Origin of the sequence: Bradyrhizobium sp. 63_E2_N1_3, assembly GCF_052076005.1 — a bacterium.
GTDB lineage: Bacteria > Pseudomonadota > Alphaproteobacteria > Rhizobiales > Xanthobacteraceae > Bradyrhizobium > Bradyrhizobium barranii.
This window is the reverse complement of record NZ_CP197235.1, coordinates 2,661,581-2,687,189: the sequence shown is the minus strand read 5'-3', so window position 1 is coordinate 2,687,189 and position 25,609 is coordinate 2,661,581. Positions and strand designations below refer to the sequence as shown.

The window sequence follows — 25,609 nt, the reverse complement described above, 5'->3', positions numbered from 1 at the left end:
GCCAGCTGGCATTAATCGCATGGACGGTGGCCCACCCGGCTCGGGACGCAAGCTTCAGCGAGAGGGCCATGATCGCCGACAAGCTGACCCGGTGGCTGACCCAGGCTGAGCAGCATCAGGTCTCGAAATTCATCGCGGACGAAACGGCGATGCGCAAAGCACTCAACAAGCGGGTCACGAAGCGATAGCCGCCAAGTGCGGATGAGGACGCACGGGCCAGCCCACTTTGACGGGAGGCGATCTCACTTGCCTTCCGACTTCGCGATCTCTGCAAGGTTCTCAAGCTGGCTCCCAAGCGCTGCCCAGCTCCGTGAGATGTTCGTCAGCACGGTCGCTCGGCGGGGTGAATTCCTCGGATCAGCGGCACGTAGTTTGTACTCGGCGGCATAAGCGCGGCATTGTTCAGCTGTAGGCACGTTGTCCCCTTGTGCGCATCAGTGTCACTGTCGTGTGACCGATGGCGATGAGACGATCATCACCATTGCAAGGAAGCCGACACAATCAGGAGAAGCCGCGATGCAGCTATGGGGCTTTGCCGTGCCCCACGATGCGGCGGCCCGTCACCAGACCGATACACGACGCCAGCGAGCACAACCGCGCTGACGGCAACAGTGACAATGCTCCACTGTCCCTTGGTACAGTACCATCGCGTCAGTCGCCAAATACTATGCTTCACTCCACCTTGGGGTGGAGCTTATCGTTCCGCGCACCGAGACGTATTCGATTGGCTAAAAATCAATAAAAGAGTAGCCCGCATGTTTGTGCGTAATACTACGGGGCGGTCCCTCTGCCCTAATTCGCTCACTGACCTTGGCATCACGAGCGAATCAAATCCGGGCGTCAGTTCGAGTGTATTGATCTACAAAAAGGGGAAAGCAATTTTCAGTGAGAAGGAACCTGCCGAATACGTCTATCAAGTAATCAGGGGAGCGGCGCGCAGTTACAAACTGCTCTCTGACGGTCGACGCCAGATTGGCGCATTCCATTTGGCCGGAGATATTTTCGGGCTGGAGAACAGTGGGACGCATCGATTTACGACCCAGGCGGTGGTCGAGACGACGCTTCGCCTGATCAGACGGCAAACTCTAGAAATGGTCGCCGAAACCGATCCAGCTGTCTCGCGCAACCTACTCCGTATGACTACCAGCAACCTCGAGCACGCGGAAAATCATATGCTGCTGCTTGGCCGTAAATCGTCATCGGAGAGAGTTGCCGCGTTCTTGCTGGAGATGGACAAGCGCCTGACCGCCACTAACTCAATGGCACTCCCCATGTACCGTCGCGATATAGCTGACTACCTCGGCTTAGCACTCGAAACGGTGTGTCGTGTTCTATCCAGGCTGCATGGAGCGGGCGTACTTGATTTCACCGCTGGTAGTCACCGGGAAATCGTACTTCTCGACCGAGAGCGGCTGGCAAACCTCGATCCACCAGATTAGGTCCAGTTCAGGACGAAGCTGAGTGCCCTCGAAGCAGGCTAAGTGCGGCCGGCCGTAGCGGAGTTGACGGGTGTTCGAGATGACGAACCTAAAATCCAGAGCCGTTTATTTGGTTCTTCTCGTGGTTCAACTGACAGGAGCACTCTTCATAATCTTGGACGGCCTGCCCGAATTTAGGCACTTGATAATCCATCCCGGTGAGCAGTTGCCGTTCGAACGGTCCGATAACCTTGCTAGGCCCGTCATTATCATTGCGATGCAGGTCGCCTATTGGTATCGCCTGCGACGCGTTCCGCTCCCACCTCCGCGCTCGAATCCGATCCTGAGTCACCTGTTTCTGTTTCTGGGGCGTCTCGCCTTTATTTTCGGCGGCTCGCTATTCGGTGTCGTGTTCTTCAGACATTTGCCGGAGATCAATCAGGGCGCCGATCTTTGGCTCATGTTCCGCCGGGGACTGCAACTCGTCGTATCGTTGTTCGCGCTATTCTGCGTCACGCTTGAACTGGAACGACTGGGGCGTGCGCTTGGAGGCAGCCAATAGAACTGACGGATGCCGGCCCTCCGCATCGTGACTGACATTTTTCCATTTAGCTTCTTGCCCCCAACTACCTCAATACCTGCGGTCGCATTGGCACAAAGGGCACTAGCCAAACACCCAGGTTCTGCTTGTCTGGGGCACGCCTTGCCCATCTTTCCAGCCCCCAAGCTTTCTTAGATTGGCGAGAACGTAGAAGGCCCCGGCGCGGTCAGCAACTTCGCCGGGGCCGGTTAACACGTGGGGTAGCTAAGACGATGGACGCAGAGGCTGAGCGGCAACGCGGATTGCAATTGGGACGCCGCTGGGCGGAGCATGCTTCGGCGCATGAGCTTACGACTATGGTGAGCGGCTCGTTCGATGATCTCAGCCAAATTCTGCCAGCGGATACGTCTGATCATTTCGTCGGCGGCTTTCGCGAGGGCGTGTTGCGCGTCTGGCGCGGGGCTTAGGCCTCAGCACAAGGGCGCCCGGATGGGGGACCAAGCACCCTTGCACCCCCATCGTTGGCCGATCCAGGTGTGAGTTCTAAGGGACTGCTGGACAAGCCGACGAACGCTGGATTACCGAGCGAATCAATAGCTGAGTCCCTTGCCGCAATTGAGGCGGTTGCATTTTTCGACAATGCGGCACTGACCAACAGTGCCTTACCGCCGCACTCCCACGCGATTGACGCCGCCATTTGCGTTGCCGCCGACGTTATGACGGACCGCAGCGCGCGCCACGGGACGAGGCCTGAGCACGACGCCAGCCCTCGCAACGCACCCGACCGGATATTCAACGTACTGGCAATACACGACCGCCTTGGCTGGCGTTGGATTGAGCGTGAGACCCGCCAACCCCAACAGGAAGCTGGCGGCAATCCCGGCAACTGTCGCCGACTTGATCGAGAGACTCTTTGTCCGATGCATGGTGATCCTCCCTTTCGCCGCGAACCGATGGAGATGCACCGGGCGGCCAAGCGTTTGTGAGCGGTAAGGAGACTAGGTGATGTTGACGTAGGTCAACGCTGGAGGCGACGTCGCTCTCAATAGCACGGGGGGTATGGATAGTAACCGCATTGCCGGCGGTGATAGTACGCTCCCGTGGCCGCTGCTCCGACGGCAGCCGCACCTACAGCAGCTCCATAGTACCCGCGCCGATACGCGCGTCTATGCACTCGCCTATTAACCCCCGCAACGCTGCCAGGTGTGAGCGGACGACCGACACGAGCGTCAGCTTTCTCGACGGAGATAACGACAGTCCCTTCTGGTGACCAGTGAAACGACACGGGCGCCAAGCACAACATCGCTGCACCGAGGGCCGCGCCGAGCACCGTTGAATTTTTCATGTTCTTGCTCCTAATTGGTTTCTTGGGACGTGCTGGTGGACGCGCGGCTACTTTTTCTCTTCGGCAGCACCGTCATGCCGCTCTTCGCGCCGCTCCGTGCGCCCCGTCCGTCGCGCCTGACGCCGTTCTGTTCGCCCTGTCCGTCGATCCTGACGCCGTTCGGTGCGCCCCGTGCGTCGTTCCTGACGCCGCTCCGTACCCGACTGCGGTGTCTCAGTGGAAGGCGCTGCGGGCGTGGTCGGTGCGGTTGAGGTCTGAGCGCCAGCATCTGACACCACCAGAATTGCAGGCGAGGCCACGAGCCCGAACACGGCTGCGTATCCACAAAGAGCAAGAGCGCCTCGACGGCTGACCATCGATTCCGAACGTTCACCCATATCTCAAACTCCCGGTCTCCCGCCCTTTTGCAACTGGTCCATATTCCGGAGTGTGATTATTGATCTAAATCAACCTTGAGGCATGCGCTCGCCGACGATGGACGCTGGCAACGGCACGAGCCTTTACCCACGCCAGCGCGAGGGGGCGTCTCCGAAACGGACCCGCGCTGTGCGCAAATCCAAGACGGAACCCCGCAGCCGGCTCGTTCGGGTGAAACGTGGATGGAGCGAAAAGAATGAAGAAGATCTTGTTGAGTGGTGTGGGCTTGCTGGCAGTGAGCATGGCGGCACCCGCGTCAGCGGCTGATCTGGCTGCTAAACCTTACGTCAAGGCCCCGCCCCCGGTGGTCGCGCCGATCTATGATTGGACCGGTTTCTACATCGGTGCTAACGGCGGTTGGGGGCAAAGCCACGGTTGTGTGGATTTCGTGACGCCCGCAGGAACAGTCGCAGGTGGTTGCGCCGATCGCTCCGGGGGCCTCGCGGGCGGACAGATCGGGTACCGCTGGCAAACCAACCAGTTTGTGCTCGGCCTCGAAGCGCAGGGAGATTGGGCCAACATCAAGAACACGCGCGTCAGTCTAATCGATCCATTGATCTCGACCACAGGCAAGATCGACGGCATCGGGTTGTTGACGGCGCAACTCGGTTGGGCGTGGAACGCCTCCCTATTCTACGTGAAGGGCGGCGCCGCCGTGACGCGCAATCGCTTCGATATCTTCAACAACATCACCGGTGTCGGCTTGGCCTCGGCAGGCCACACGCGCTGGGGCGGCGCCCTGGGCGTCGGCTGGGAATACGGCTTCACGCCCAACTGGTCGCTCGGTATCGAATACGACCACCTCTGGATGGGGCGTGATAATTCCGGCTTCGCAGGCGTGGTTACTCCCGGAGGGTTCACCCTGACCGGGAGCGGCGTCAGCCAAGATGTGGATATGGTCACGCTTCGGCTGAACTATCGCTTCGGTGGATACGGTGCCCCGATCGCGGCGAGATACTGATCACACCAGTCGCGCAGGCCAAAGCCCCGGTTCGTCGGGGCTTTTTTGCGGGTTAACCATCCCAAGCGCTTGCTGCATCTTAAAATATCTAGGGTCAGAAGCAGCGGTCAAGACAAGTGCGGCTCGACACCGGTTGACCGACGACAGCCGACATTGAACCGGCACCAGATGCGATTGTGAAATGGTTCACAGATCGCAAAAAAATTCGGGGAACGTTCCTTCGAACGTTTCTTGTTTCTGTCATCTAAGTGCGCAAGAATTGGAGGGCCAGGATTTAAAGCCCCGGCCAAGGGGAATTTCGGCGTTGGGAGGAAAAATATTCTGCTCCAGCGACGACTAGGAATGTTGCCTCGGGGCACCTCACCCATGAAGCAAAAAGGAAATGAGACAGTAGCGTCAAGGAAGGCGATGATGATTGACGACCAGTTGGCGCGTGCACACCGCAACAATATTCAACGCTATCGCCACTTATTGCAGACTAGCGTGACAGAGGTCGAGCGCCAGTTTGTCGAAAGGCGCTTGAGTGAAGAGCAATCGAAGCTCGAACTATTGATCGTCTCGTTCTCAAATGAAGTGCACCACGATCCTTTCAGAGGACCGGACAGCCGCTTGACTTAAGTCGTTCAAGCGGTGGTGGACCGGCGGTCGCTGCCCGTCGGCAAACTTCTCCGCATCGGACCGGCAACCCGCGCGAAGATGAGCTCGCTTAGTGTCTACACTGGCCCGACATGCGAACTCAGACGTTGGAGTTCATGCAAGCCAACTTTGGCAAAGAGGCGCGCGCTTTCCGCCATCGGACGTATCCGATCATTTCGTTGGCGGCTTTCGCGAAGGCGAGCTGCGCGTCTGTCACGAGCCTAGGCTCAGCACGTACGCTCGATGCGGAACCGAGCGCCTTGTACCCCCATCGTTGGCGGTCACGAGGTTACTCTCTAGATCGTGGCACAAGTCTAGCTGCACTCGTTTCCAAATTCGCCCATCGAAAGCAGCGTTCTAAAACATAGCGCATTCGAGAATTTTTCCTCTCCCTTCATGCGGGCAAAGCGTGCCTTCATGCGCCGCCCGACATGACCCGTACAATCACGGTGCTAGAATCGCAGCTCTCCTGTTAGAAACCGTCAGACCTACCTCCCCATGTAGTGGGATATCCTGCTCGGAATGAGATCGGTCGCTGGTTCATCGCGGCGGAGCTTGGGCGAGAGCTGCTGCTCGTCACTGCGCTCTTCTAGGTCACGGCTGACGTAAGTCTTGGGGAGTCACGTGTTGGGGTTTGTGCATGTTGTGGATGACGACAGTGCCTTCCGAATAGCAGTCGAACGTCGCCTCAAACTCGCCGGGTACGAAGTGGCGACCTATGCGTCGGCTGAGCAGTCGTTGGATCGACTACCGGACGACTGTAGACCCGGCTGCATTCTCCTCGATGTGCGACTACCGGGAGTGAGCGGTCCTGAGCTCCAGGCGCAATTATACGAACTCGGTTCGACGTTGCCGATTATATTCTTTACGGGCTTTCCCGACATCCAGACCACCGTACAGGCCATCAAGGCGGGCGCAGAAGATTTTCTGATCAAGCCCGCATCTTCCGACGACCTACTTCGCGCAATTGAGTGCGCGTTCGCTCGTTACGAAGTCACGCGCGCCAAAAAGGAGGAGCTGGATGCGGCTCGCGCTCGTGTCACGGCACTAACGCCGCGTGAGCGGCAAGTGTTCGAGCTTGTGGTTCAGGGCAAGATCAACAAGCAAATCGCGTACGCTATAGGCTGTACCGAGCGTACGATTAAGGCACATCGCCATCAGGTGATGGAAAAAATGCAGGTCCAGTCATTGGCGGAACTTGTCGCCATTGCCGAGCGTATGGGCTATCGCCCGAACGGGCCGTCTCCTCACCTGCCTTAGACGAACCAATAAGCGGTTCCAGCGGTTTGACAGGAGTAACGCGCTCATTGGACCCAGCAAAACTCGGCTGCGTCTTCGTCCGTGAAATCAGGCATTAACTCTTCCTATTGACACAAAGTGCAATAGCCAAACACTCCGCCTGTGATTGTCTAACAACGCGCTTTTTAGATCTCTCACAGAGCCCTAGGCCCCCAAGATCGGCGGCAGCGCGCTCGGCCCCGGGGCGGGCGCAAGTCCTCGCCGGGGCCGCTTAAACGTTGGATGATCGAGGACGGGGACGCGGAGCAGGAGCGACAACGTGGTTTGCAACTAGGCCGCCGATGGGCGGCGAATGGTCCGGCGCATGTGCGTGCGACAAGGCTCGAAGCTTGAACTCGGGATCTAGCCGGGGGTAAAATGACGCCGACTTGGTACGTTACCTTTGAAGCTCAGAAGCGTGGCATCCTGCCAAAAAGCCGCAGCCCTCGCGGGACAAAGACGTTTGCAACAGAACATGAAGCAAAGGCGTTCGCTATAACGAGGCTAGGTGGTTTGGCGCTATTTGCCGGCACGATCAATCCGCATTCTCCCAAACAACTTATTCCATCGTCGCGCGTCCATACTTGGCTCTATGGGGAACAGGTGGAAGGCGGCGGGTCGTAGAAATTACGGTGTCGGAGTCGAATGGGTGCCGGCTTGACGTGCATCCAGACAAGCCTTAATTGGCGGCGACGGCGGCAGGCGGACTAGACCCCAGCGTCTCAGTAAACGGCCCGATAACCGCAAATCTCCATCATCGGCCCGACTAGCGCATAATCATCATCACGAACTCACACAGAGCCGTCGCTGACCTCAACCCGGCGACGGCCGTTTTGTTGGTTGCACTGATGGACTATCGAGCTTTCACGAACGACAGTCTCACGATGATGTACGAGAGCATTCGGGGGGCTCTCGCGTCGGACGACGCTCAGAAGGCTGCCGGTGAACAGCCTCGCTTCAAGGTTCGTGAAACATCAGATTGGAAGGCGCACGCGGCAAATCTAGAAACCGAAATGCTGCGACGAGGCATGTTCTTCGAGATCATCGATTGGTCCGAAGATCAGGCACAACTGCCCCTCTAAAGGCGCGTCCTGGATTTTTGCAGTGCATCCTGTTCGATAGCGCCCCAAGTACCAATAGCCTTCTCACGAAATTGGCTACAATGTTCCTCGCGCCACTGCAACTGGTAGGCCGGCTATTCGAGGACCGGTCCATGAAGGACATGACAACGCAATTAGAGAAGCTGCGAGTGGATGCGGCGGAATGCGCTTTGATCCGGGACCTTGCTACGGACCCCAAGAAGCGCGAGCTTTTCGCTCGCTTGGCTGACCATCTTCAAGTGCTCGCGGCCGAAGTGGAGAGCGCCGTTGGCGCAGGTCGAAACCCGAACGCACCCGACGGCGCGAAATAGATCCCATTAGCATCATCTCACCCCAGCCTTATCAGAGCGAGGACGGCGCAAGCGAGCCTGCACCAGCGTGTTACTTAGGAGCATTCTTCGTAGGGGCTTTGGCGAAAACAAGCATGCTTTCCGGCATATTTCCTCCCCTTTGGGTTGCCCGCTCCCTTGGCCGGACCATTTAGACGAAGCAGCTTCGATCATTTCTCGAACGCCCGCGATTTCGCACCGGGCAAGCCTCGGATCTGTGCGGCGTTCGGGATGCCGACTGCCGACGCGTTGCGGGTCGGATACATCAACAAAGTTCTTCCGCCCATCCCCGCTAACAGCAGACATCCTCAGAAGCAGTCGGCAGGTCTGAAAAGGAGCCACAAGCAGACATCGGCACCGGATCGATCACCTCGTTCGCGCTCAGTAGGAACGATCCGAGCGTCGTTGACGACGTAAAGTGCGTCAGCGCGACCATTGAGCGATGAGCGGCACCACATGCCGCCGCGGCGGTGAGGCCCCGCTCGGCCCGCGGGTGCGGCAACTCCTGCCAACCACTCAACGGAAATTTACTGGTGCGCTCGTTCGGCGGCGGCGGTCGCGGTGCCCATGTATTTCGATTGGAAATGAGCAACCCGCTCGCGCCACATTCCGACGAACGCCTCCGACGTCAGCTTCTCTACCGATTTCCACGCCTCTTTGACGGCTGGAAGCGTATTGCCCCAGATCGCGCGCCTGCACCATTTTTCGCCCTTCTCCCTACCTTCGCTGGTGGCGCACATCGATTTCCAGGCGATGCGATTGGGTTGACTGAGGTGCTCCGCGGCGCCTTCCCAGCCCTGCTGATGGATCAAGTAAAGATCGTTCAAGTCCGACTTCCTGTGCGTCACCCACTCGAACAGAATGCCTTCGGTGATGACCTTGTAGGCTGCCGCAACGGCATTATCGCGGGGATTAAGAATGTCTCCGGAGCCGAACTTTCTGAACTCGTATTTGCTCAGCTGGAACAGCCCGATATACGACCCGGTGCGTTGCTTGGGGTCGAAACCGGACTCGACCTTGGCCACCGCCTTCATGAAAGTGAAATCCAGACCGAAAGCGTCGGACGCGCGCTTGATCTCTTCCACCGGCGTTCCGACCGGGATGTCCTTGAACGAACGCAAGACGATCGCCGCCGGCTTCTCGGCAGGCGGCAGTTCGGACCAGACATAACAAATGAGATACCGGAAATCCTGCGGCCCCTTGCTGGAGGCACCGCCGGGTGCATCGCACATTGTCGGCGCCGGTTGGGCGACATAACGGTGACCCAAGTCCACCGATTCCTGCACAGGCGGTAAATCGGCCGACGGCATCTGCGACGGATCGGGCAACGCGGCCACGACGATCGAGTCCGGCTTATCTGATGCCGCCGTCGTGTCGGTGGTCATCCCTGCCGCGGATTCATCGGCCGTCGCCACTTCGGCGTTCGCGACAGCGGCGTTCGCGACAACGGTGTTAGCGACAACGGTGTTAGCGACAACGGCGTTGTCCATTGCGATTGCCTGCGGTTCATCCGCGAGCCTGGCGTTGGCGGCGAAAGATGCTGCGCGGTCCTCGATTGGCACTGCGCGGGTGTTCTCGGTGCCGGCCGAACCGAAGCCAGCCAGCCAGCCAGTGATCCACCCCGCGAGAACGACCGTTCCGCAAAAGGTCGGCGCCACTATCGTAAATCGCCGCGGGTTCATGATGCTGTCGCCTCCATAGGCTCCGCCGGAGCCGTGTAGAAAAGCCAAGCATGCGAAGAGCCTCATTCTTGGGATCAATGTGCGTTGCGCAATGGCGGAAACGGCCGCTCGTCGATATTTCCAAAGCATGTTGCCCGATTGCAACGCGTCGACCGCAAGCCATTGTGCCCGCCTCAACGGCAACTCGCACTGTAATCGTGAGTACGGTCCCATTTTCGACCCACTGCGACCAGATTTGGAGGAGAGGCTTGATGCGCTGTCAGGATGACGCATCAGGCGTCGGCTTCGCGCATCGTCTCGAAAAGAGGAATTGCGCCTATTGGGACCGGGCGATGCTCGTTAAGAAATTACCAGCAATGCGGCGCACGATAGCAACTGCTGTATTCGCCATTTCCATGCTCCCTCCGGGGATCGCACACGCTCAATTTCTGTTTGGACCCCAACACACGTTCTGGCGAAGCCAATACGCTCCGTACAAGCACAAGCACCACCACCGGCAGAGAAACTCTGAAACGCCAAAGAGCGCTCGGCCGGAGCCCCTTCCGAAGGGCCCGCTCCAGATCATCATCTCGATAGCAGACCAACGGGTCTCGCTTTTTGACAACGGGGTGCTGATTGCACGCTCTTCGGTGTCCACGGGAATGGAGGGGCATCCGACGCCCCTCGGTGTGTTCAGCGTCATCAGCAAACAACGATGGCACCGTTCAAATATTTATAGCGCCGCCCCCATGCCCTACATGCAACGCATCACCTGGTCAGGGATAGCGTTGCACGCCGGTGTCGTGCCTGGGCATCCAGCGTCACACGGCTGCATCCGTTTGAACAACGATTTCGCCGTTCGACTCTGGCACCTCACGAAGCGCGGCACGCGCGTGATCATTGCGCATGGTGATGTCCAGCCGGTCGAGATAACCAATCCGCATCTATTTCAACCGAAAGCCGCGTCCGGTTCGTCCGAACTCCAGAGTGCCACCGTCGCAACCAAGAGCATCGGTGCAGCCGCGGCAACGCAGGGAACACTGGTGTCAAACGCCGAGACTCCAGAAGCCGCCAATCTCCAGGTGCCGGGCTCGGCTCCCGCCGCAAGCGCGCCTAAAAAGATTGTCCCGATCTCCATCTTCGTCAGTCGTAAGTTGAGCAAGCTGTTCGTGCGTCAGGGCTTCACGCCCTTGTTTGATGTCCCGGTCAAGATCGAAAATCCGGAGGAGCCGCTGGGAACGCACGTGTTTACCGCAATGGAATTCCAGAAGGAGGGAACGGCTATGCGCTGGAGCGTCGTGTCGATTCCAGAGGAATTGCCCCGTAGATCCGAGGCTGCCACAAAAGGGCGAGAAGCGCCCGCGAAGCAACCCGTGTCGGGACCGTTACCCGACAAAGCCAACGCTGCGCTCAACCGCATCGAAATGCCACAGGATACGGTTGAGAAGATCTCTGAACTCCTGACGCCGGCCTCTTCGTTGATTGTTTCCGACTACGGAATTAGCCACGAGACGGGAAAAGATACGGATTTTATCGTGGTAACGCATTGATGCAGCGACGCGACCCGCCAACAAGGCGACGCTGCTGCGCAACCGCTGAATTGTTCGACCGCAATTCTGCTGCAACTTGATGTCCGCACCTAAGCCAAAGGGGCGCGAGGTGCGTTCTGAGTCACGCGATTTCCGCAAATGGGCCGGCAACCAGCTTGGCGGATAGCCTCAAACACTGATCTGGCTGCCGATACGCGTGTCGTTTGGTGCAGAGTCGGGACTATGGGAACAAGAGCGCCGGCCTGGGTGACCAAGCGTCCACAGGCAAGACCTTTACCGCCTCGCCCCCACGCGATTGACTCCACCATTCATATTGCCACCAGCGTTGTGACGGACCGCAGCGCGCGCCACCGGGCGAGGCCTGAGTACGACGCCCGCCCGGGCAACACAACCAGCTGGGTACTCAGTGTATTGACAGTAGACCACTGCACTGGCGGGCGCTGGATTGAGCGTGAGACCGGCAAGGCCCAGGAGGGCGCTAGCAGCAATCCCGCTAACAGTCGCTGACTTGATCGAAAGACGCTTCTTGGAATGCATGGTGCGGGTCTTCCTTTTTCGTGCCTGCGCAACAGATGCACGGACGCCATCTCCGGTGCGGCTGCACGCAGCGTGTCCGCCAAAGGAGCGCCGGCGTTGACATAGATCAACCGAGTGTTTGCCTAGCGACGCGGGGAACCTCACAGGACGCGAGTGCAGCGCACACGTGTCGGTGCAGCTCCTGCGGCTCAGGCGGTAGGGGTGGGCTTACGCGCCGAGCCGGTGCTGCTGAGCTCGAGGGTAACGAGCCTCGCCAGAAGGGTCGCCGGATAAAGCTGACCGATCACGCTCTCGATGTTGCAGAGACTTCGTGCCAAGGGATGTACCGGAACGATGTCTCCATACCCGGTTGATGTAAGTGTGACAAAGCTCATGTAAAAAAGCGATGCGGCGACCGAATGATCGTCCTCGAAAGCTATTCCCTTGATTGCGTCGGGAGCCGCCAGCCCTACAAACAGGAACAGCGTTGCAAAGGCCACCGCAATTAAAAGGTACAGAAGGATCGCTCCGATAATTCGGTGATATGTAACGAGACCTCGCCTGAATACGGCCTGAAGCACGACAACACCTAACGTGCAGGCGATGACCAGCCATGCGCCGGCCAAAATGTGAAGGTGGTACGGTACTGGGTAGTAAATGCGCAGGAAGAATACGGCGACGTTGAAAACGAGCGCGAGCGACATCAGAACGAGAGCAGTCGGATTGTTGGAGATGATCACCATGCTGACGATGATCGCTAGCAACAGGCCATCCGCAAACAGGTGAAAGGCGGTAATGCCCATTGCTTGTAGCGGGGCGAAGACAAAAATCAGTAATGCCAGCACTCCCGTGAGCACCGAGAGCAGCCAGTCAATGCGTTCTCCGCGCAAACGGCGCAGCTCGCTTACGGGCGTCTTCATCGATGTTCCTAAGGCCTGGCGCTGACCGCAGCGCTGCACCTTTGTACAATTCAGGACGAAAGTTCAGTCTCGTTGACCTAGATCAAGGGAACGGGAGCAAGCCCAGGCGCGCTCAGTGAATGGGTTAGTGGCCTGCCGCAGCCTGTTTGAGCGGCTCGATCAGCTCGTGCGCTGAGAACGGCTTAGTTAGAAATGCGACGCATCCGGACCGCAGTGCGGCCTCGCGAACGGAAGGAATCTAATTGCCGGTGATGAAAATGACGGGGACCGCAACGCCGTTGGCTTTGAGTTGATGCCGGAGGTCGATCCCCGACCCCCCGTTGAGGTTGATGTCCAAGATGATGCAGAGTGCGTTGGCGATGTCGGCGTGCTGCTCCAGCTCTTCGGCAGACGAGAAGAGGATTGGTTTGAAGCCATGCTGGCATAGCAGCCGATTGAGGGCTCGCAGCATTCCGGGATCGTCATCGACCACCAAAACAGGGTCGCTTCTACCCATTGGATTGCGCTCCGATGACAAGCGGGAGCGCACCGGCTCTCTCAGTCACCGATGGTAGCCGCTGGCGACCCAGTGATGACGAGAACCAATAGGCATTCGGGAGTCTGACACAAGTGTCCCATAGGCCAATAACTTGAAAAATGGTTGAGAATTGGCCTAGGCCATAGGTCCGCTATTAGGCTTATCGCCAATGACACCGACTCGTTCAGCAACCGCCACAAGTTCAGCCAAGGTCCGAACCTGCATTTTCTCCATGACCTGCTGGCGGTGGGCCTTGATGGTGCGTTCGGTCGTACCCAAGATGCTGCCGATCTGCTTATTGGTCTTACCGGCAACGATGAGTTCAAATACTTGCCGCTCCCTCGGCGTTAGTTTGGCGATGAGGGCGCGAACAACATCCAGCCTGGACTGTTGCTCGCGGAAGCCTCGGTGGCGTGCGAACGCCCGTTCAATTGCAGTAAGAAGGCCGTCGGACGTTACCGGCTTTGTCAGGAAATCCTCCGCGCCCTCCTTTAGGGCGCGCACCGTGAGCGGAATATCGACATGACCGCTGACGAATATGATCGGCAGCGTCGAACCGAGTTCGTTTAATCGCTTTTGCAGTGCTGGACCGTCGATGCCAGGTATCCGTACGTCGAGGAGGATGCAGCTCGGAACACTGTCGCTCGGCAGTCGGTCCAGCAACGCCTGTGCTGACGCATAGACCGCGACCTCATAACCGGCGTGCTTCAAATGACGCTCCATCGCCGTCAGAAAGGACGGATCGTCGTCAACAATATGCACAAGCCCCTGCACCGGTCCCCTTTCGTTGCAAAGAGGGTACCGGGCAATTCAAAGTGTGTAAGTATCGTTTAACGCTCATTTGGGGCATGGCTGATCTGTCAGTCCGAACGCGACTATGCAGTTTGTGCCAACCCGATGCCTCGCTGACTGCCGTCCCGTCGCCTGACGTGATGACAATGACCCGGCGATGCTGCCGGCAACCTTGCCCAGACCGGAGTTACAGGCTGTGTACCCCAGCGGCTGGCCTCCGTTGCGTTTGGGTCCCGCATTCGCGCAATTCAGCACTGGGGTCCTCTGAGGGGCGTGTGTATGTGGGGGGACCGCGCGACGGCAGCATTTGAAGACATTAGCATTTTTGGTTTTCCGAGTTGCGTTTCGGAGACGATTTGCCCGGTGTTTCGCGCGCTGACCTCATGAGAACCGCAATGTCGTACTTCGAAATTGCGAAGCTGTTCGGATCGACCGGCGCGGCGAGCGGGGCTCGATCAGCCGCCGCATGAGCCATTTCGCGGAATTGCTGCCGCTCAAGGCGCAGCGCCGCCCGCAAGCCCGCTTGGAAAAACCGTTCGCGCTGGGATGGGTTGAGCCGCGCCCAGCCCCGCATCGTTGCCTCGAACAGATCACGCGGCATCTCGCGGCCTTTCAAAAACGAGAATTCAGCAAATGAAACTCAAAAATCGAGAATTGCAAAGATGCTGATCGTTGACGACCGGCGGCACTGGTGGAGGAAATCCGGCCGGGGGCGCGACAGTCCGCGCCAGCGTGTCATCACCGAGACAGTCATGCCATTACGTCGCTCACCGGGGCAAAGCAGACATCCGCCGCAAGGCCGGGTCGTCCGATCTTGACCCCAAGCGGTCGTTTGATTTGAATCAACACAAACTAACTGGCATCTCCTTTCTTGCTTGCCTGATGGGGCAGTCAGAGCACAAGAGATTCAAGCTCACGCCTGCGGTTCGTCGCGCGATGATCGCGACCAATGACCAGAAAGTGTTCGCACTTATGGGCCGAACGGCAGCGCTTGGAAGAGCGAGCGCAATGGCGTCTCGCCGCGCGTGCTCTGGAAACTCCTCGCGAACGAACTGATCGAGGACGAGCCACAGACGGCCGTCACGACGGCTGCATCCACAACCATCCGCACGCGCCTGAGTAAGGTTGGGCTGATCATTTTGAAAGCGAGCTTAGACGGGAAAGCATGAGGCGGCCAAAGATCATAGGCCAACGTCCTCAATCTAGTAAGTAACGCACGGAGGGACCCCCCGGACGATCAACGGCCATCCGGCGTATGTTGGCACTCACCATCGCACCGGCCACGGCTCACGCGATCATGTGTCCTCTGCCGGACGCTGGCGAACGCGCTGTAGGTACTGCGCCAGTGCCGTAGCGGAGAATGGCTTGGTGAGAAACGCGAGGCAGCCGGATCGATGCGCTGCCTCGCGAAGGACGGGTTGGTCGTTTCCCGTCATGAAGATGATAGGCACCGAGACGTTTGCCGCCTTGAGACGGTGAGCGACCTCGATGCCGGAAACCTCGCCGATATTGATGTCCAGCAGGATGCAGGCGGCTTTGTCAAAATCGTCGTGCTTGGTGAAAGTTTCCGCCGAGGGAAACAATAAACTGGTATAGCCGAGGGACCGCAGCAGTCGCCCCAAGCTTTGCAATAGCGTGACGTCGTCATCAACGACGTAAACACAGTTTCCCTGCGACATGCGTTTGCTCCATTTTCATGGTTCCCGCCACAGACGTACTTTTTCCTCGGTGTGCCAACGTCCAAATGGACCATCAGTTTCGATTCCGACGGCTTGGAACTCTTTGCACGCCGCGCGGTCGCTTTTGGCCATTACGCTGTGCCTGACAGCCGCCTCAGTTGGCGGCCTCTTTCATGTTCGGGGGTAAAACTGGGATGTCGCTCATTTGCCCAAGGGGGACCTGCTGAAGGCCAGCCCGAATGTCCGCTTCTTGCCGTGAGACCTTGGCCGCGTCGCCGCCTCCGTTGTGCCCGTCTCGTCATCCACGCAATCTGTAGCGGCTTGCCTGGCCCGCGCGGCCCGCACGCGGTCCAAAGGACAGGAGCCTTGTGATCCCTAGCAGCCGCAGCACGGCTCACAGCGCCGGTTTTGCCTATTAATCGTTTGGTCGAGCCGCTACGGTATTCGGACTGCGGACTTCGGAGTAGGACGGGAATGCTTTTCTGGACTGCTGCTCTATCTTGGCGATCTTTTTGCGCGCGGACCCTCATCGCTGTGCTGGCCGTCGCATTATTGCTGGCGATGCAGGGCCAAAGTCAGGCGGCTGATCCAGAACCCAAGCGGGTAATGATGCTGCATTCATTCGGTCTTCGCTTTAGGCCGTGGACTGATTATTCCGAAGCCCTTCGCGCCGAGTTAAGCCGACGGGCATCCATTGAGTTTCAAGATCACTCGCTATTGAATGCCCGGCGAAGCAGCGACAAATCAGACGCTCCATTCGTCGAGTATCTTCGCACTCTTAATATTGACCAGTCGCCCGATCTGATCATCGCCATCGGCGCGCCTGCGGCCAATTTCGTGCAGGCCCACCGCAAAGACCTCTTTCCAACGACGCCCATGCTGTACACTCTGGTAGAGCGACGCCGCGTGGACTTCGATAAATTGACCAAGTACGATACTGTCGTGGCGATCACGAACGACGATCCTGTTTTCTTTGAAAATATCCTGCACGTCCTGCCTCAAACAACGACCATCGCCATCGTTGTCGGTGCTTCGCCGAGCGAAACCTGGTGGCGCAACGAGGTCGCCAAGTCCACTGCGCGGTTCGCGGATCGTGTGCGATTTCGATGGTACAATGAACTTTCCTTTGAAGAGATGCTCAAGGATGCGGCCAACCTTCCGCCACACAGTGCGATTTTCTGGATTGGGTTGAATGTCGATGCGGCGGGAGTGGCGCATGAGGGTAACAGTGCGTTCGCCCGGTTTTACCGGACAGCCAACGCACCCATCTTTTTTCACGACGAAGCCTTTTTTGGAGAGGGCATCGTTGGTGGGCCAATGCAGATCGTCGCCAGACAAAGCAAGCAGGCGGCGGAAGTCGCGCTCCGCATCCTTGACGGCGAAAATGTTGCCGACATCAAGCCGACGTTTGTTCAACTGGCCGCGCCTATGTTCGACTGGCGGCAAATGCAGCGGTGGGGAATTGCCGAGAGCAATCTGCCGCCCGGCAGCACCGTCTATTTCCGAGAACCAACCGTCTGGGAACGGTATTGGTGGCAAGTCGCACTCACAGCCACGATTATTCTATCGCAAACCGCGCTGATCGCCGGTCTGCTGCGCGAACATCGTCGGCGTCAACTTGCCGAAGTGCAGTCGCGGCAGCGCATGACGGAACTGGCGCATGTCAACCGCTTCTCAACGGCTGGCGAATTGACCGCGTCAATTGCCCACGAAATCAACCAGCCGCTCGGCTCTATTCTCACCAATACCGAGACGGCGCAGGCGATCTTGAAGTCTCCAAATCCGGACATCGACGAAGTAAACGAAATCCTTGATGACATTCTAAGGGACGACAACCGCGCCACCGAAGTCATCCGGAGAATGCGCAGCATTCTGAAAAAGGCACCGTTTGAGCAGAAGCAATTTGACCTCAACGAAGTCGTGCGTGAGACGATCAGTTTTTTTTCAGCGCTGGCGGTTGGCCGGAAATTCCAATTAGTCAGCGCGATCACGCCGGATGCGCTTCCGGTTCTCGGCGACCGCATTCAAATTCAACAGGTGATCTTGAACCTTGTCGTGAACGGGATCGACGCGATGAAGGATACGCCAATCGAAGACCGCATCATCAACATCCGGACTTCGCGCGTCGAAAAGTTTGCCGATCTATCCGTGTCTGATCGCGGCCATGGCATTCCCGAAGACAAACTGAAAGAGATCTTCGAGCCGTTCTACACCAGCAAGGCGGAAGGCATGGGTATGGGGTTGTCCATCGCGCGCACCATCGTGGAAGCGCACAATGGCCAGTTATCGGCGAAAAATCGGGATCACGGCGGCGCGTCGTTTAGGATCAGGCTTCCTCTTGTCTGATGCTCACCAAAGGGTGAATAGGACCACGACCACCACAGCCACGCTGAGAACGATGGTGGCGTATCCGATATAGCATGCTTGCGCCGCTAGTTTGTCAAAAAGCACTACGGCCCCAGTCGGAGGAGAATGACTGGGGCCGTCGGGGCTAGAGTTTAGTACCGCGCTGGTACCTCCGATCATGGCTCAATGACCGAGCCACGACAATTGTCTCGGGGGACATTGTCCTGAGGTACAAGCGACATCGAGACCGTGGTCATCATCGCCATAATGCGGCAAGCGCGGCGCCGGAAGTCAGGCCGAAGTTGCATGGGAACCGGATTATCCGCGCCTGTGGCCGGTGACCCATGGTCGAGCCTGACCACACTGCGAGGCTGGGATAGACGGACGCCAGCACATGACGGCTCGCGTGATGAAGATCAGCAAACGTCGTGAGTATCGCCGCAAGGTGTAGGCCAAGGCCATCGCGATGAAGGGTGGCCGGTGCGAGCAGTGCGGCTTCGAAGATGAACGGGCATTGTGCTTCCGTCACATCAGACCTGTGCGACGTGGCCGCAACGGACTGCGCAAGCAGGCTCAGTCATCGACCAAGTCGCATCTCGCTGTTGTTCGCGGTGAGGGCAAGGGCGTTCTCCTGCTGTGCGCGAACTGCTCCTGCATCGACACGGCGCGAGACTGGACGTTGAGCGTCAACATCAAGCGGACCGCGAAGCGCGCGTGACAGTCGGTGCGAGTGGATGGGTGCGCGCTCAAGTCCAAATTTGGACCGGTTCGCCGTTGGGGTCCTCTGAGGCGGGTGAGTTTGTGGGGGGACCGCAGAACCCCACGTCTCGATCGTATCTAACCCGGGTGTTATCCAGATTGCGTTGCGGAAGGGTTTTTTGGGGCGCGCCGACTTCATGAGCAGCGCAATGTCGGTCTTCGAAATTGCGAAGCTGGCCGGATCGACCGGCGCGGCGAGCGGGGGTTCGATCAGCCGCCGCATGAGCCAAGCGCGGAATTCCTGCCGCTCAAGCCGCAGCGCCGCCTTCAGGCCCGCTTGGAAAAACCGCTGGCGCTGCTGCGGGTTGAGGCGCGCCCATCCCTGCATCGTGGCTTCGAACAGATCAGTGCGCCGCATCTCGCGAGCCTTTGAAAAGCAGATGCGGCAAACAAACATCGAAAAACGAAAAACGCAAATATGCTGAAGGGGCGCGGTCACGCGGTCCCGGCACCAATACCCCTTATCGGAAGGACCCTAACGACCTGGGGAGGGTCCGCCTTCTCTCGATGCTCCCCGCCAACGTCATCTCGACGCGGCGGCGCATGGGTGCCGAGAACACGGCGTTGGCGCGCGCGTCACGTCGCGTGGGCCACGCCACAATCAGCCCAAGCGTTGATCTAACGCAAGCACCTCCAAACTGGGTTCCGATCCCATGGATCCTATCTGCTCGCCTACATCGAGAGGAGAACGCAAATGAAGTGGATCATCCTGTTGTGGACGTCCTTCGTTTCTGTCTTGATCGCGATTTATGCCTATGCCTGGCGCGACATGCTCAAGACCAAGCGGGTTGTGCGACCGTACATCGACGACATTCCGTTTCGGCCTAATCGCTATCGTCAGAGCGACTGACTTAAAGCGAACCAACCGGGCGCGGACAGGCGATCGATCGCGGAGGGCAACCAACGGAGCATGGCTGATGATGGATAAAATCCAACGCGCCATTCTAGAAAATCAAGTCATCCTTGCCGAAGCGCTGTGGATGCTCCTGCATTCGCAAGGTATCAGTTCGGACGCAACGCTTCAGAACGTCTCCGCCCGCATCAAGGCTACGCGGAAGCTGCTCGAAGAACACAGCGAGGAGAACCCTTAGCGCGGCGTCGCCTCATCACCCGTCGAGCGCGGCAGCACGTCACCGCAACGGCGACAGGCGGCCCACGGCACCGCCAAGGCCCGGCAGAAGGCCGTACAGTGCGCCGCCAGCGCCGGGCCATAGGACGGACACCGGGAGGGGCAACAGTGCACAGACCCCTCGTTGATCTACGTCAACGTTAGCGATCCTTTAGCGCTCACGCTATGTTCAGCCGCACCTGAGGCGGCTCCCGTCACCTTTCAGTGACGCAAGCGCGAAGAGGGAGGTCCAACATGCATCCGGAGAAGCGTCTTTCGATCAAGTCAGCGACTGTTGCCGGGATTGCTGCTAGCGCCCTGTTGGGGCTTGCAGGTGTCACTCTCAATCCAGCGCCAGCCCAGGCGGTCGTGTACTGCCAGTACGTTGAATATCCGGTGGGTTGCGTTGCCCGGGCAGGCGTCGTGCTGAGGCCTCGTCCGGTGGCGCGCGCTGCGGTCCGTCATAACGCCGGTGGCAATGCAAATGGCGGCGTCAATCGCGTTGGGGCGGGGCGGTAAAGGCTTGTTCGCGGTCACGAGCGAGAAAGAAGCCGTCACCGCTTCGTCCCGGTGGCGGCTTTTTTATCGTCCCGACGCGGACAGGCGACCGAATAGCGAACGGGCGGGACATCACAGCCACGTGGCGGCGACTTTTTGGAACCAAGTCAATACATGCGCAGGAGCTGCGGCGCACGTGCGCCGCAAGGGCTATGCCGATGGCCGCAGGCAACAGATCCAATGTCCGGCGCGGGCAGCATTTCAGGATGAGATCACGAGGTTGACCGCCTTGGGGCCTTTGCCCTTCTTGTCCGGTTCGACCTCGAATGTAATGCGCTGTCCTTCAGTCAAGTCCTTCAGTCCGGCCCGCTCGACTGCGGTGATATGAACGAACACATCACGGCCGCCGTCATCGGGATTGATGAAGCCATAGCCACGCTCTCCATCGAAGAACTTGACCGTACCAACCATGGACATCGCGAAACCCCTCCCCCCGTATTGTAGGCTCGCCATGAAAGCGGACGACCTATTCTTCGCCGAGCCAAACCGAAACGCTTTCTAGGACAGCGCGCCTGACCGGCAAATTGCCCTTAGGGACAATTGCAAGCTTCGGTTCGGTCGCCTTTTATGGGCGCGCGAATGGCGTCGCGCAGGGACAGGGAGGCGCTCATGGGGTCGATGGAAGAGTTCATCCACTATGCGAATTTGATCATCGCCAAGCGGCAGCTTGCCAATCCGAGCATCACGGACAAACACCGGCGGATGCTCGCAAGGCTGGTCGCGCAGGAGGAAGCGAAACGCTTTCACGAAGAGGACGGCGGTCACGCTGAATGCTAGTCCGTTGCCTTTCCCAAATTTGCTGGCTATCGCGTCAATTTTCGCTCATCAGGAGTTTTAGCATCGCATCGCAGGCAGCTTCGGCCTCGTCGAAAATTTTAAAGGGCGAGCCGGTGATCCTGATCGCGCTGCGGCCTTCATAAACAGGACGCCACGACGCCAGATAACCGGCGCGTCCGTGAAAGCCGGGACGGCAGGGCTTTCATAGCTGATCACGAAAGAATAGCCGTCGCTGTTCGCGCTCCATATTTCCATCTTCTCGACGGCACGCTCGAACTGCAGGGGCATGGCTGTTCACGAGTATTCAAGCAATTCCCGAAGGATCCAAGTCTTTAAAAATTCCCTCCCGGCGTGGTCTGAAGAAGTCGTGCCGCACCGATGGCAATTCAGCTTGCCTATTCACTACAGGGCTTGATCTGGATCAAGCTGCGAGCACCTGCAGACGCTCGTGCCTGTTGGGCCGTCACGCTATCCACCGCAATCTGTGGCGGCTTGCCTGCCCATCGTGTCCGGGCGGAGTTGCTTGCTATCTCTGCGCCCCGCGATATTCTCGATGTGTATCTGAACACTAAGCGTGATCTGTTGGTTGTGCGCAATGGTCTGCCAATTCCTGACGCGTCAGGTAGATGGCGTAAGAAGAAAAAAGTAGCGAGCGTTAGCGAGGACATTAAGCTCGCCGTTGAGAGGCAGGGCTACTACATGCGGAAGCTAACGGACTTCAACAAGTGTTAGTCCGCAAAGCGCATGTGCAACCTCTTGTCTGATTGCGGTTGCTGGCACAAGGGTTCAGCTCGTTACCGACAGCCTGCGAGGCTCGCTCTTGTCTACGAGGTCGACGTTCATAGCCGCCTCACGATGGTAGTCCGAAGATCGGGAGCTGCTATCTATTAGGCGCGTGCTGCAGGCCCAGAGGTTGCAGCGCAGTCACCCCGACCTCGTCCTCGCAGGACGTCGTCCCGCCTTTTCGGCGGATCCGCTGAATTGCTAATTGATCATGCGGTCGCCTCCTCGCGGGTCCATCGGAACTCGCTTCCATCTGCCCAGATCCGATGCATCACGATCGCTAATTTTCGTGCGACTGCTACGACCGCTCGGCGAAGGCCGCGTCGCTTGGCCACCCTTACACCCCAAGCTTTCAATGCGGACCAACGCTTGGTGCGGGTTAGAAGTGCAAGCGCTGCCTGATAAAGTATGGTGCTGAGCATCACATCGCCACACCTCGAAATAGCGCCATTCCGATCGGTTTCCCCAGATGCGTATTTGCGTGGCGTAAGGCCAAGATGCGCGCCAACATCGCGGGAGCGTTGAAAGCGATCCGGGTCATCAATGGTTGTTAGAAACGTGATTGCCGTCAGTGCACCTACGCCCGGTATCGTCATGAGCCGCTGACATGTCGGTTCGCGGCGTACTATTTCAAGTACCATCTTGTGCAGGACGCCGTACTGTTCACGCAGCGCGGCTCGAGCCACAAGCATTGGGCGCAGCATCGCCGCGAGTCGTGGATGGCCATCTGTGAGTTCATTAGTCTGCTGCTCAAACGTCGCTTGAGGTATACGACCAGATAGCTTTAAGCCGAAGACGCGTAAGACGCCGCGAATTTCGTTCTCGATATCGATCTGCTTGATCAAAAGCGTCTTGCGATTGTTGAGAAGCATTCGTAGCTCCTGGCTCACGTCACCCTTGATATGAACAACGGTGTACCAGCCGACCCGCATTACCTGTGCAATGGCGCGAGCGTCGTTTCGATCGGTCTTAATCGGCATCGTCTTAGTCACGCCACGCAGTCTTCGGGGATCGATGCAGACTGCGTGTAAGCCGGCAGCACGCAGTTCGCTGTACAGCCAACGAGCGAGACCACCAATCTCAATCCCGATCTTGACAATGGGCAATCCGCTTTCGTTGAGCCAGGCACCAATGGCCTCCGGTTCCGAAAGTGCCTTGCCCTCGCGAATGACGACGCCATTCTCGTCCACAACACAGATAGCCGTCTCCTTTAGCGAAACATCCAGACCGACATAGTGCTTCATGTTCCCGCTCCTGCTGCCACCGGCTCGCCGGCTTCCCTTCCAGGCTGAGCCTTTCGAGCAGCAACCGCAATCACCCCATCTACAGCATCACCACAAACCAAGCCGCGATCATCGCCCTATTCCGCGTCGTCAACCGCTATGTCGGCAACCTCGCGCCGATGCCGGTCGTGTTTCCGGATCACCCGGTGGTGCGCAACACCGACACGGGCCGCGAGCTGGCCATGATGCGCTGGGGCATGCCGCCGCCACCAAAGTTCGGCGGGCCACCGGTCACCAACATCCGCAATGCCGTCACCGCACTGGCGAGCCTGGCTGAAGCCGGAGAACCGCGGCCTTGTCCCGGCTAACAGCTTCTCCGAGCAACGTCCGCTGCCGGGTGATGCGCTGAGGATCGTGGCGCGTGGCGCCGAAGGAGGACTAAGGCCGTCAAATGAAAGTCGCCGTCGATCGACCTTACCGATCCCCAAAAATCTGCCCGCAAGAGTCTTGAGATCGCTATGCAGTCTAGCTCGGCAAGCGCGCGGCATCGCCGATTAATTTCTTGAAGCCGAGCATTTCAGGCGCTCTAGGTACCGTTTTCTGTCCGCGGCACCCGCCAGGAGATGTTCGGCAATTTCAAGTGCCGAAGGCGACTTCCGCTGATGGAAACGGACGTCAAGCAGCACCTCGTCCAACGCGCGGCGCAATGTGGCTATCGTGGATGTATCGTAGCTCATGTCGGTCGTGTAGCCCGCGCTGACAACAGTGAGATGGCTGCCAAAGGACGCCAGGTCCGTTTGGCCTCTTTACGGCCGCGGTCACACTGAAGATCAAGAATTGTCCGGATTTTATACCCGTTCAGTCGTTTGGTTGTCGCAGATCGATGCACCTACAGCGCCGAAGGCCTCCAGCCGGCGGATTTTGGCTTCGGCGCCAGCGTATGCGGCTCGTGCGAGATCGGATCGAGGGGCGGGCCTCTCCGGGGGCGTCGGCCGCCTCAACCCGAGTCGTCGCGCCCCTGTCCGATCTAGTAGGCGCGACGAGGCCGTCGATAGGCTGGTTCCCGTGGCACTTGTGCGTTCGCAAAATATGGATTGGTAACGCACATGGCGGAGAGGCCCGATGCATTGGCGTGGCACTGCGCCATCGAGCTATAGCCGCAGTAGAAAGTTTCGCCTCCGCCCCAGTACCAACGTTGTAGGCAGATCGGTGCATTCCCGCCATATGTTTGGGCCTGAGTTGGTGCGGCGGTCAAAACCGCGATCGTTGCCCAGATCGCCAAAGCTGGAATGCGCATCAGAATTTCCTTACGGATCGACGCCATCGCATCAGCACCTCGAACCAGACAAAGCCTATTGCTTCAGATCAATTCACATTCGCGCCGACAACATTGCTGGGCCGGAGAAACTCGCAATGCAGGATGATGCTTACTGTCAGTCAATCGGTGCTGCCAAAGGCACCCCACAATATACGAATTGTCGACTGACGGTAACTCAGCAGCGCGAAGACAAACATAATACAGCGTGGGCAGCAGCAATCATATCGGAAGGGAACAATTCCGACGGGAAGCATGCTTTTTGTTGGGGGCGGGTGTCAAACCATGCCGCGATTTACGTGCCAACCGGTCTTGTCGTGATGGCGCTGCGAAATGCGAGAGGCGAATTAACGGTGGAAATGGTTTGCGTACCCTCGCCGACGCCCTGAATGGTGAGGTCGCCATAGTTCAAAAGGCGGCCAAGAACGCTTTGATTGACATCGACGCTCTCAACTTTGTCGAGGCTCATCTCAAAGGTCCGCCTCTTGATGAAACCGGTCTTGTGGACGACCCGCATGTTGGTAACGTCGGTCTCGGTGGTCCAGCGGTGGAACCAAGCCGTCGCCGTCCAGTACAATGCCGCAAGCCCAGCGACCGCCGCCAATACCAACCAAACCAACGTCAGCGCGTCGGCGGCGGCCAGGCGCCACAGCACCAGAAATGCGACCGCCGCGATCCACGCCCCGATTGCAGGCAGAAAGTACACCCAGTGTTCGTTGGTCGAATACAGCACCCTTTCGCCAGGCTGTAGGATTTCGTCAATATAGCGCCCCATACGCCTACCCTGAGTTTACCTATCACCGCAGTAATATGCGCCATTTTAAACCGAGACAGACCTTGATCTATCTCAAGCCTTCCAACGGCCAGCGCCGGAAACTCGCGTTGCTTTCACACGAGAGCCGGACCCATCTCCTGCCGTGAGAAGTCGGGAGGTTAGGGACGGTTAAGGGAGGTGCAGAATGATTAGGTTGATTGCTATTGCTGGCTTCGCCTTATCGGTCGCAGTATCGGCGCAAGCCATGACACCTGCGCCGATTACTCCTCCGCCCAACGGCATGATCACGGAAGTCGCTGCTGCCT

At 58.3% G+C, this 25,609-nt stretch carries 26 protein-coding genes and 1 pseudogene; 14 read left to right on the top strand and 13 right to left on the bottom strand.

Annotated features, from left to right (window positions below; genetic code table 11):
• Positions 1-755 precede the first annotated feature (755 nt).
• Both AB7531_RS12425 and AB7531_RS12420 read left to right on the top strand, forming a co-directional pair.
• Positions 756-1,439, top strand: coding sequence for a helix-turn-helix domain-containing protein (locus tag AB7531_RS12425; RefSeq protein WP_063981927.1), 684 nt, complete (start codon positions 756-758; stop codon positions 1,437-1,439).
• Positions 1,440-1,518: 79 nt separating this feature from the next.
• A complete protein-coding gene (locus AB7531_RS12420; RefSeq protein ID WP_063981926.1) occupies positions 1,519-1,980 on the top strand; it encodes a hypothetical protein in 462 nt (153 codons plus the stop codon).
• Between the two features lie 641 nt (positions 1,981-2,621).
• On the opposite strand, the gene AB7531_RS12415 is transcribed toward AB7531_RS12420, so the two are convergent.
• Positions 2,622-2,885 (bottom strand): hypothetical protein, encoded by a 264-nt coding sequence (locus AB7531_RS12415; protein WP_084795037.1) that lies wholly within the window; start codon positions 2,883-2,885, stop codon positions 2,622-2,624.
• A gap of 1,032 nt (positions 2,886-3,917) precedes the next feature.
• Here AB7531_RS12415 and AB7531_RS12410 point away from each other — a divergent pair.
• From AB7531_RS12410 to AB7531_RS12390, 5 genes are all read left to right on the top strand, one after another.
• Positions 3,918-4,682, top strand: coding sequence for an outer membrane protein (locus AB7531_RS12410; protein ID WP_063981924.1), 765 nt, complete (start codon positions 3,918-3,920; stop codon positions 4,680-4,682).
• Positions 4,683-5,048: 366 nt separating this feature from the next.
• The gene (locus AB7531_RS12405) at positions 5,049-5,300 is read left to right on the top strand and encodes a hypothetical protein (protein ID WP_063981923.1); all 252 of its coding nucleotides are present in this window, start codon (positions 5,049-5,051) and stop codon (positions 5,298-5,300) included.
• 642 nt (positions 5,301-5,942) lie between these two features.
• Positions 5,943-6,578: a response regulator transcription factor gene (locus AB7531_RS12400; RefSeq protein ID WP_063981922.1), complete on the top strand. Its 636-nt coding sequence runs from the start codon at positions 5,943-5,945 to the stop codon at positions 6,576-6,578.
• Positions 6,579-7,444: 866 nt separating this feature from the next.
• On the top strand, positions 7,445-7,678 hold the full coding sequence (locus tag AB7531_RS12395; RefSeq protein ID WP_063981921.1) for a hypothetical protein: 234 nt from the start codon (positions 7,445-7,447) through the stop codon (positions 7,676-7,678).
• Positions 7,679-7,809: 131 nt separating this feature from the next.
• The gene (locus AB7531_RS12390) at positions 7,810-8,007 is read left to right on the top strand and encodes a hypothetical protein (protein WP_063986200.1); all 198 of its coding nucleotides are present in this window, start codon (positions 7,810-7,812) and stop codon (positions 8,005-8,007) included.
• A 545-nt stretch (positions 8,008-8,552) separates the two neighbouring features.
• On the opposite strand, the gene AB7531_RS12385 is transcribed toward AB7531_RS12390, so the two are convergent.
• Positions 8,553-9,707: a transglycosylase SLT domain-containing protein gene (locus AB7531_RS12385; protein WP_245328591.1), complete on the bottom strand. Its 1,155-nt coding sequence runs from the start codon at positions 9,705-9,707 to the stop codon at positions 8,553-8,555.
• A 251-nt stretch (positions 9,708-9,958) separates the two neighbouring features.
• Between AB7531_RS12385 and AB7531_RS12380 the strand changes: the two genes are divergently transcribed.
• Positions 9,959-11,236, top strand: a complete 1,278-nt coding sequence (locus AB7531_RS12380; protein ID WP_244623479.1) for a L,D-transpeptidase — start codon at positions 9,959-9,961, stop codon at positions 11,234-11,236.
• Between the two features lie 273 nt (positions 11,237-11,509).
• Here AB7531_RS12380 and AB7531_RS12375 read toward each other — a convergent pair whose 3' ends face one another.
• The 6 genes from AB7531_RS12375 to AB7531_RS12350 form a co-directional block, all read right to left on the bottom strand.
• Entirely contained in the window at positions 11,510-11,773 is a 264-nt protein-coding gene (locus tag AB7531_RS12375) for a hypothetical protein (protein ID WP_084795033.1), read from the bottom strand.
• A gap of 188 nt (positions 11,774-11,961) precedes the next feature.
• Positions 11,962-12,672 carry a potassium channel family protein gene (locus tag AB7531_RS12370; protein WP_135217039.1) on the bottom strand — a complete coding sequence of 237 codons (711 nt, stop codon included), beginning with the start codon at positions 12,670-12,672 and terminating at the stop codon, positions 11,962-11,964.
• 238 nt (positions 12,673-12,910) lie between these two features.
• On the bottom strand, positions 12,911-13,168 hold the full coding sequence (locus tag AB7531_RS12365; RefSeq protein ID WP_354102877.1) for a response regulator: 258 nt from the start codon (positions 13,166-13,168) through the stop codon (positions 12,911-12,913).
• A gap of 156 nt (positions 13,169-13,324) precedes the next feature.
• Complete coding sequence (locus tag AB7531_RS12360; protein WP_063981920.1) at positions 13,325-13,963, bottom strand: response regulator transcription factor; 639 nt, start codon at positions 13,961-13,963, stop codon at positions 13,325-13,327.
• Between the two features lie 334 nt (positions 13,964-14,297).
• Positions 14,298-14,582 (bottom strand): hypothetical protein, encoded by a 285-nt coding sequence (locus AB7531_RS12355; protein ID WP_135217041.1) that lies wholly within the window; start codon positions 14,580-14,582, stop codon positions 14,298-14,300.
• 694 nt (positions 14,583-15,276) lie between these two features.
• Positions 15,277-15,660 (bottom strand): response regulator transcription factor, encoded by a 384-nt coding sequence (locus AB7531_RS12350; protein WP_063981918.1) that lies wholly within the window; start codon positions 15,658-15,660, stop codon positions 15,277-15,279.
• 474 nt (positions 15,661-16,134) lie between these two features.
• On the opposite strand from AB7531_RS12350, the gene AB7531_RS12345 reads away from it, so the two are divergent.
• A complete protein-coding gene (locus tag AB7531_RS12345; RefSeq protein ID WP_135217043.1) occupies positions 16,135-18,006 on the top strand; it encodes a sensor histidine kinase in 1,872 nt (623 codons plus the stop codon).
• Positions 18,007-18,583: 577 nt separating this feature from the next.
• On the opposite strand, the gene AB7531_RS12340 is transcribed toward AB7531_RS12345, so the two are convergent.
• Positions 18,584-19,204: a hypothetical protein gene (locus AB7531_RS12340; protein ID WP_135217044.1), complete on the bottom strand. Its 621-nt coding sequence runs from the start codon at positions 19,202-19,204 to the stop codon at positions 18,584-18,586.
• Positions 19,205-19,459: 255 nt separating this feature from the next.
• Between AB7531_RS12340 and AB7531_RS12335 the strand changes: the two genes are divergently transcribed.
• The 3 genes from AB7531_RS12335 to AB7531_RS12325 all read left to right on the top strand — a co-directional run bounded on the left by AB7531_RS12335 (position 19,460) and on the right by AB7531_RS12325 (position 20,392).
• Positions 19,460-19,615, top strand: coding sequence for a hypothetical protein (locus AB7531_RS12335; RefSeq protein WP_167768323.1), 156 nt, complete (start codon positions 19,460-19,462; stop codon positions 19,613-19,615).
• Between the two features lie 67 nt (positions 19,616-19,682).
• Complete coding sequence (locus AB7531_RS12330) at positions 19,683-19,856, top strand: hypothetical protein (RefSeq protein ID WP_167768324.1); 174 nt, start codon at positions 19,683-19,685, stop codon at positions 19,854-19,856.
• 272 nt (positions 19,857-20,128) lie between these two features.
• A complete protein-coding gene (locus AB7531_RS12325; RefSeq protein ID WP_080586857.1) occupies positions 20,129-20,392 on the top strand; it encodes a hypothetical protein in 264 nt (87 codons plus the stop codon).
• Between the two features lie 240 nt (positions 20,393-20,632).
• Here AB7531_RS12325 and AB7531_RS12320 read toward each other — a convergent pair whose 3' ends face one another.
• A complete protein-coding gene (locus AB7531_RS12320) occupies positions 20,633-20,848 on the bottom strand; it encodes a cold-shock protein (RefSeq protein ID WP_063981915.1) in 216 nt (71 codons plus the stop codon).
• 192 nt (positions 20,849-21,040) lie between these two features.
• Between AB7531_RS12320 and AB7531_RS12315 the strand changes: the two genes are divergently transcribed.
• Positions 21,041-21,208, top strand: a complete 168-nt coding sequence (locus AB7531_RS12315) for a hypothetical protein (protein WP_167768364.1) — start codon at positions 21,041-21,043, stop codon at positions 21,206-21,208.
• A 992-nt stretch (positions 21,209-22,200) separates the two neighbouring features.
• Here AB7531_RS12315 and AB7531_RS12310 read toward each other — a convergent pair.
• A complete protein-coding gene (locus AB7531_RS12310; protein WP_063981913.1) occupies positions 22,201-23,235 on the bottom strand; it encodes an IS110 family transposase in 1,035 nt (344 codons plus the stop codon).
• A gap of 77 nt (positions 23,236-23,312) precedes the next feature.
• On the opposite strand from AB7531_RS12310, the pseudogene AB7531_RS12305 reads away from it, so the two are divergent.
• Positions 23,313-23,610, top strand: a pseudogene (locus AB7531_RS12305) (SOS response-associated peptidase); the annotation flags it as partial.
• A gap of 631 nt (positions 23,611-24,241) precedes the next feature.
• Here the strand turns inward: AB7531_RS12305 and AB7531_RS12300 are convergent.
• Together AB7531_RS12300 and AB7531_RS12295 are read right to left on the bottom strand one after the other, a co-directional pair.
• Positions 24,242-24,511 carry a DUF3551 domain-containing protein gene (locus AB7531_RS12300; protein WP_283018916.1) on the bottom strand — a complete coding sequence of 90 codons (270 nt, stop codon included), beginning with the start codon at positions 24,509-24,511 and terminating at the stop codon, positions 24,242-24,244.
• A 313-nt stretch (positions 24,512-24,824) separates the two neighbouring features.
• Positions 24,825-25,304, bottom strand: a complete 480-nt coding sequence (locus AB7531_RS12295) for a PH domain-containing protein (RefSeq protein ID WP_354076562.1) — start codon at positions 25,302-25,304, stop codon at positions 24,825-24,827.
• Between the last annotated feature and the right edge of the window lie 305 nt (positions 25,305-25,609).

Excerpts from the sequence above, each read along its gene's own strand:
- AB7531_RS12425 (WP_063981927.1), top strand. The coding sequence starts at position 756 with ATGTTTGTGCGTAATACTACGGGGCGGTCCCTCTGCCCTAATTCGCTC.
- AB7531_RS12420 (WP_063981926.1), top strand. The coding sequence starts at position 1,519 with ATGACGAACCTAAAATCCAGAGCCGTTTATTTGGTTCTTCTCGTGGTT.
- AB7531_RS12415 (WP_084795037.1), bottom strand. The coding sequence starts at position 2,885 with ATGCATCGGACAAAGAGTCTCTCGATCAAGTCGGCGACAGTTGCCGGG.
- AB7531_RS12410 (WP_063981924.1), top strand. The coding sequence starts at position 3,918 with ATGAAGAAGATCTTGTTGAGTGGTGTGGGCTTGCTGGCAGTGAGCATG.
- AB7531_RS12405 (WP_063981923.1), top strand. The coding sequence starts at position 5,049 with ATGAAGCAAAAAGGAAATGAGACAGTAGCGTCAAGGAAGGCGATGATG.
- AB7531_RS12395 (WP_063981921.1), top strand. The coding sequence starts at position 7,445 with ATGGACTATCGAGCTTTCACGAACGACAGTCTCACGATGATGTACGAG.
- AB7531_RS12390 (WP_063986200.1), top strand. The coding sequence starts at position 7,810 with ATGAAGGACATGACAACGCAATTAGAGAAGCTGCGAGTGGATGCGGCG.
- AB7531_RS12385 (WP_245328591.1), bottom strand. The coding sequence starts at position 9,707 with ATGAACCCGCGGCGATTTACGATAGTGGCGCCGACCTTTTGCGGAACG.
- AB7531_RS12380 (WP_244623479.1), top strand. The coding sequence starts at position 9,959 with ATGCGCTGTCAGGATGACGCATCAGGCGTCGGCTTCGCGCATCGTCTC.
- AB7531_RS12375 (WP_084795033.1), bottom strand. The coding sequence starts at position 11,773 with ATGCATTCCAAGAAGCGTCTTTCGATCAAGTCAGCGACTGTTAGCGGG.
- AB7531_RS12370 (WP_135217039.1), bottom strand. The coding sequence starts at position 12,672 with ATGAAGACGCCCGTAAGCGAGCTGCGCCGTTTGCGCGGAGAACGCATT.
- AB7531_RS12365 (WP_354102877.1), bottom strand. The coding sequence starts at position 13,168 with ATGGGTAGAAGCGACCCTGTTTTGGTGGTCGATGACGATCCCGGAATG.
- AB7531_RS12355 (WP_135217041.1), bottom strand. The coding sequence starts at position 14,582 with ATGCCGCGTGATCTGTTCGAGGCAACGATGCGGGGCTGGGCGCGGCTC.
- AB7531_RS12350 (WP_063981918.1), bottom strand. The coding sequence starts at position 15,660 with ATGTCGCAGGGAAACTGTGTTTACGTCGTTGATGACGACGTCACGCTA.
- AB7531_RS12345 (WP_135217043.1), top strand. The coding sequence starts at position 16,135 with ATGCTTTTCTGGACTGCTGCTCTATCTTGGCGATCTTTTTGCGCGCGG.
- AB7531_RS12335 (WP_167768323.1), top strand. The coding sequence starts at position 19,460 with ATGAAGTGGATCATCCTGTTGTGGACGTCCTTCGTTTCTGTCTTGATC.
- AB7531_RS12330 (WP_167768324.1), top strand. The coding sequence starts at position 19,683 with ATGATGGATAAAATCCAACGCGCCATTCTAGAAAATCAAGTCATCCTT.
- AB7531_RS12325 (WP_080586857.1), top strand. The coding sequence starts at position 20,129 with ATGCATCCGGAGAAGCGTCTTTCGATCAAGTCAGCGACTGTTGCCGGG.
- AB7531_RS12320 (WP_063981915.1), bottom strand. The coding sequence starts at position 20,848 with ATGTCCATGGTTGGTACGGTCAAGTTCTTCGATGGAGAGCGTGGCTAT.
- AB7531_RS12315 (WP_167768364.1), top strand. The coding sequence starts at position 21,041 with ATGGGGTCGATGGAAGAGTTCATCCACTATGCGAATTTGATCATCGCC.
- AB7531_RS12310 (WP_063981913.1), bottom strand. The coding sequence starts at position 23,235 with ATGAAGCACTATGTCGGTCTGGATGTTTCGCTAAAGGAGACGGCTATC.
- AB7531_RS12300 (WP_283018916.1), bottom strand. The coding sequence starts at position 24,511 with ATGCGCATTCCAGCTTTGGCGATCTGGGCAACGATCGCGGTTTTGACC.
- AB7531_RS12295 (WP_354076562.1), bottom strand. The coding sequence starts at position 25,304 with ATGGGGCGCTATATTGACGAAATCCTACAGCCTGGCGAAAGGGTGCTG.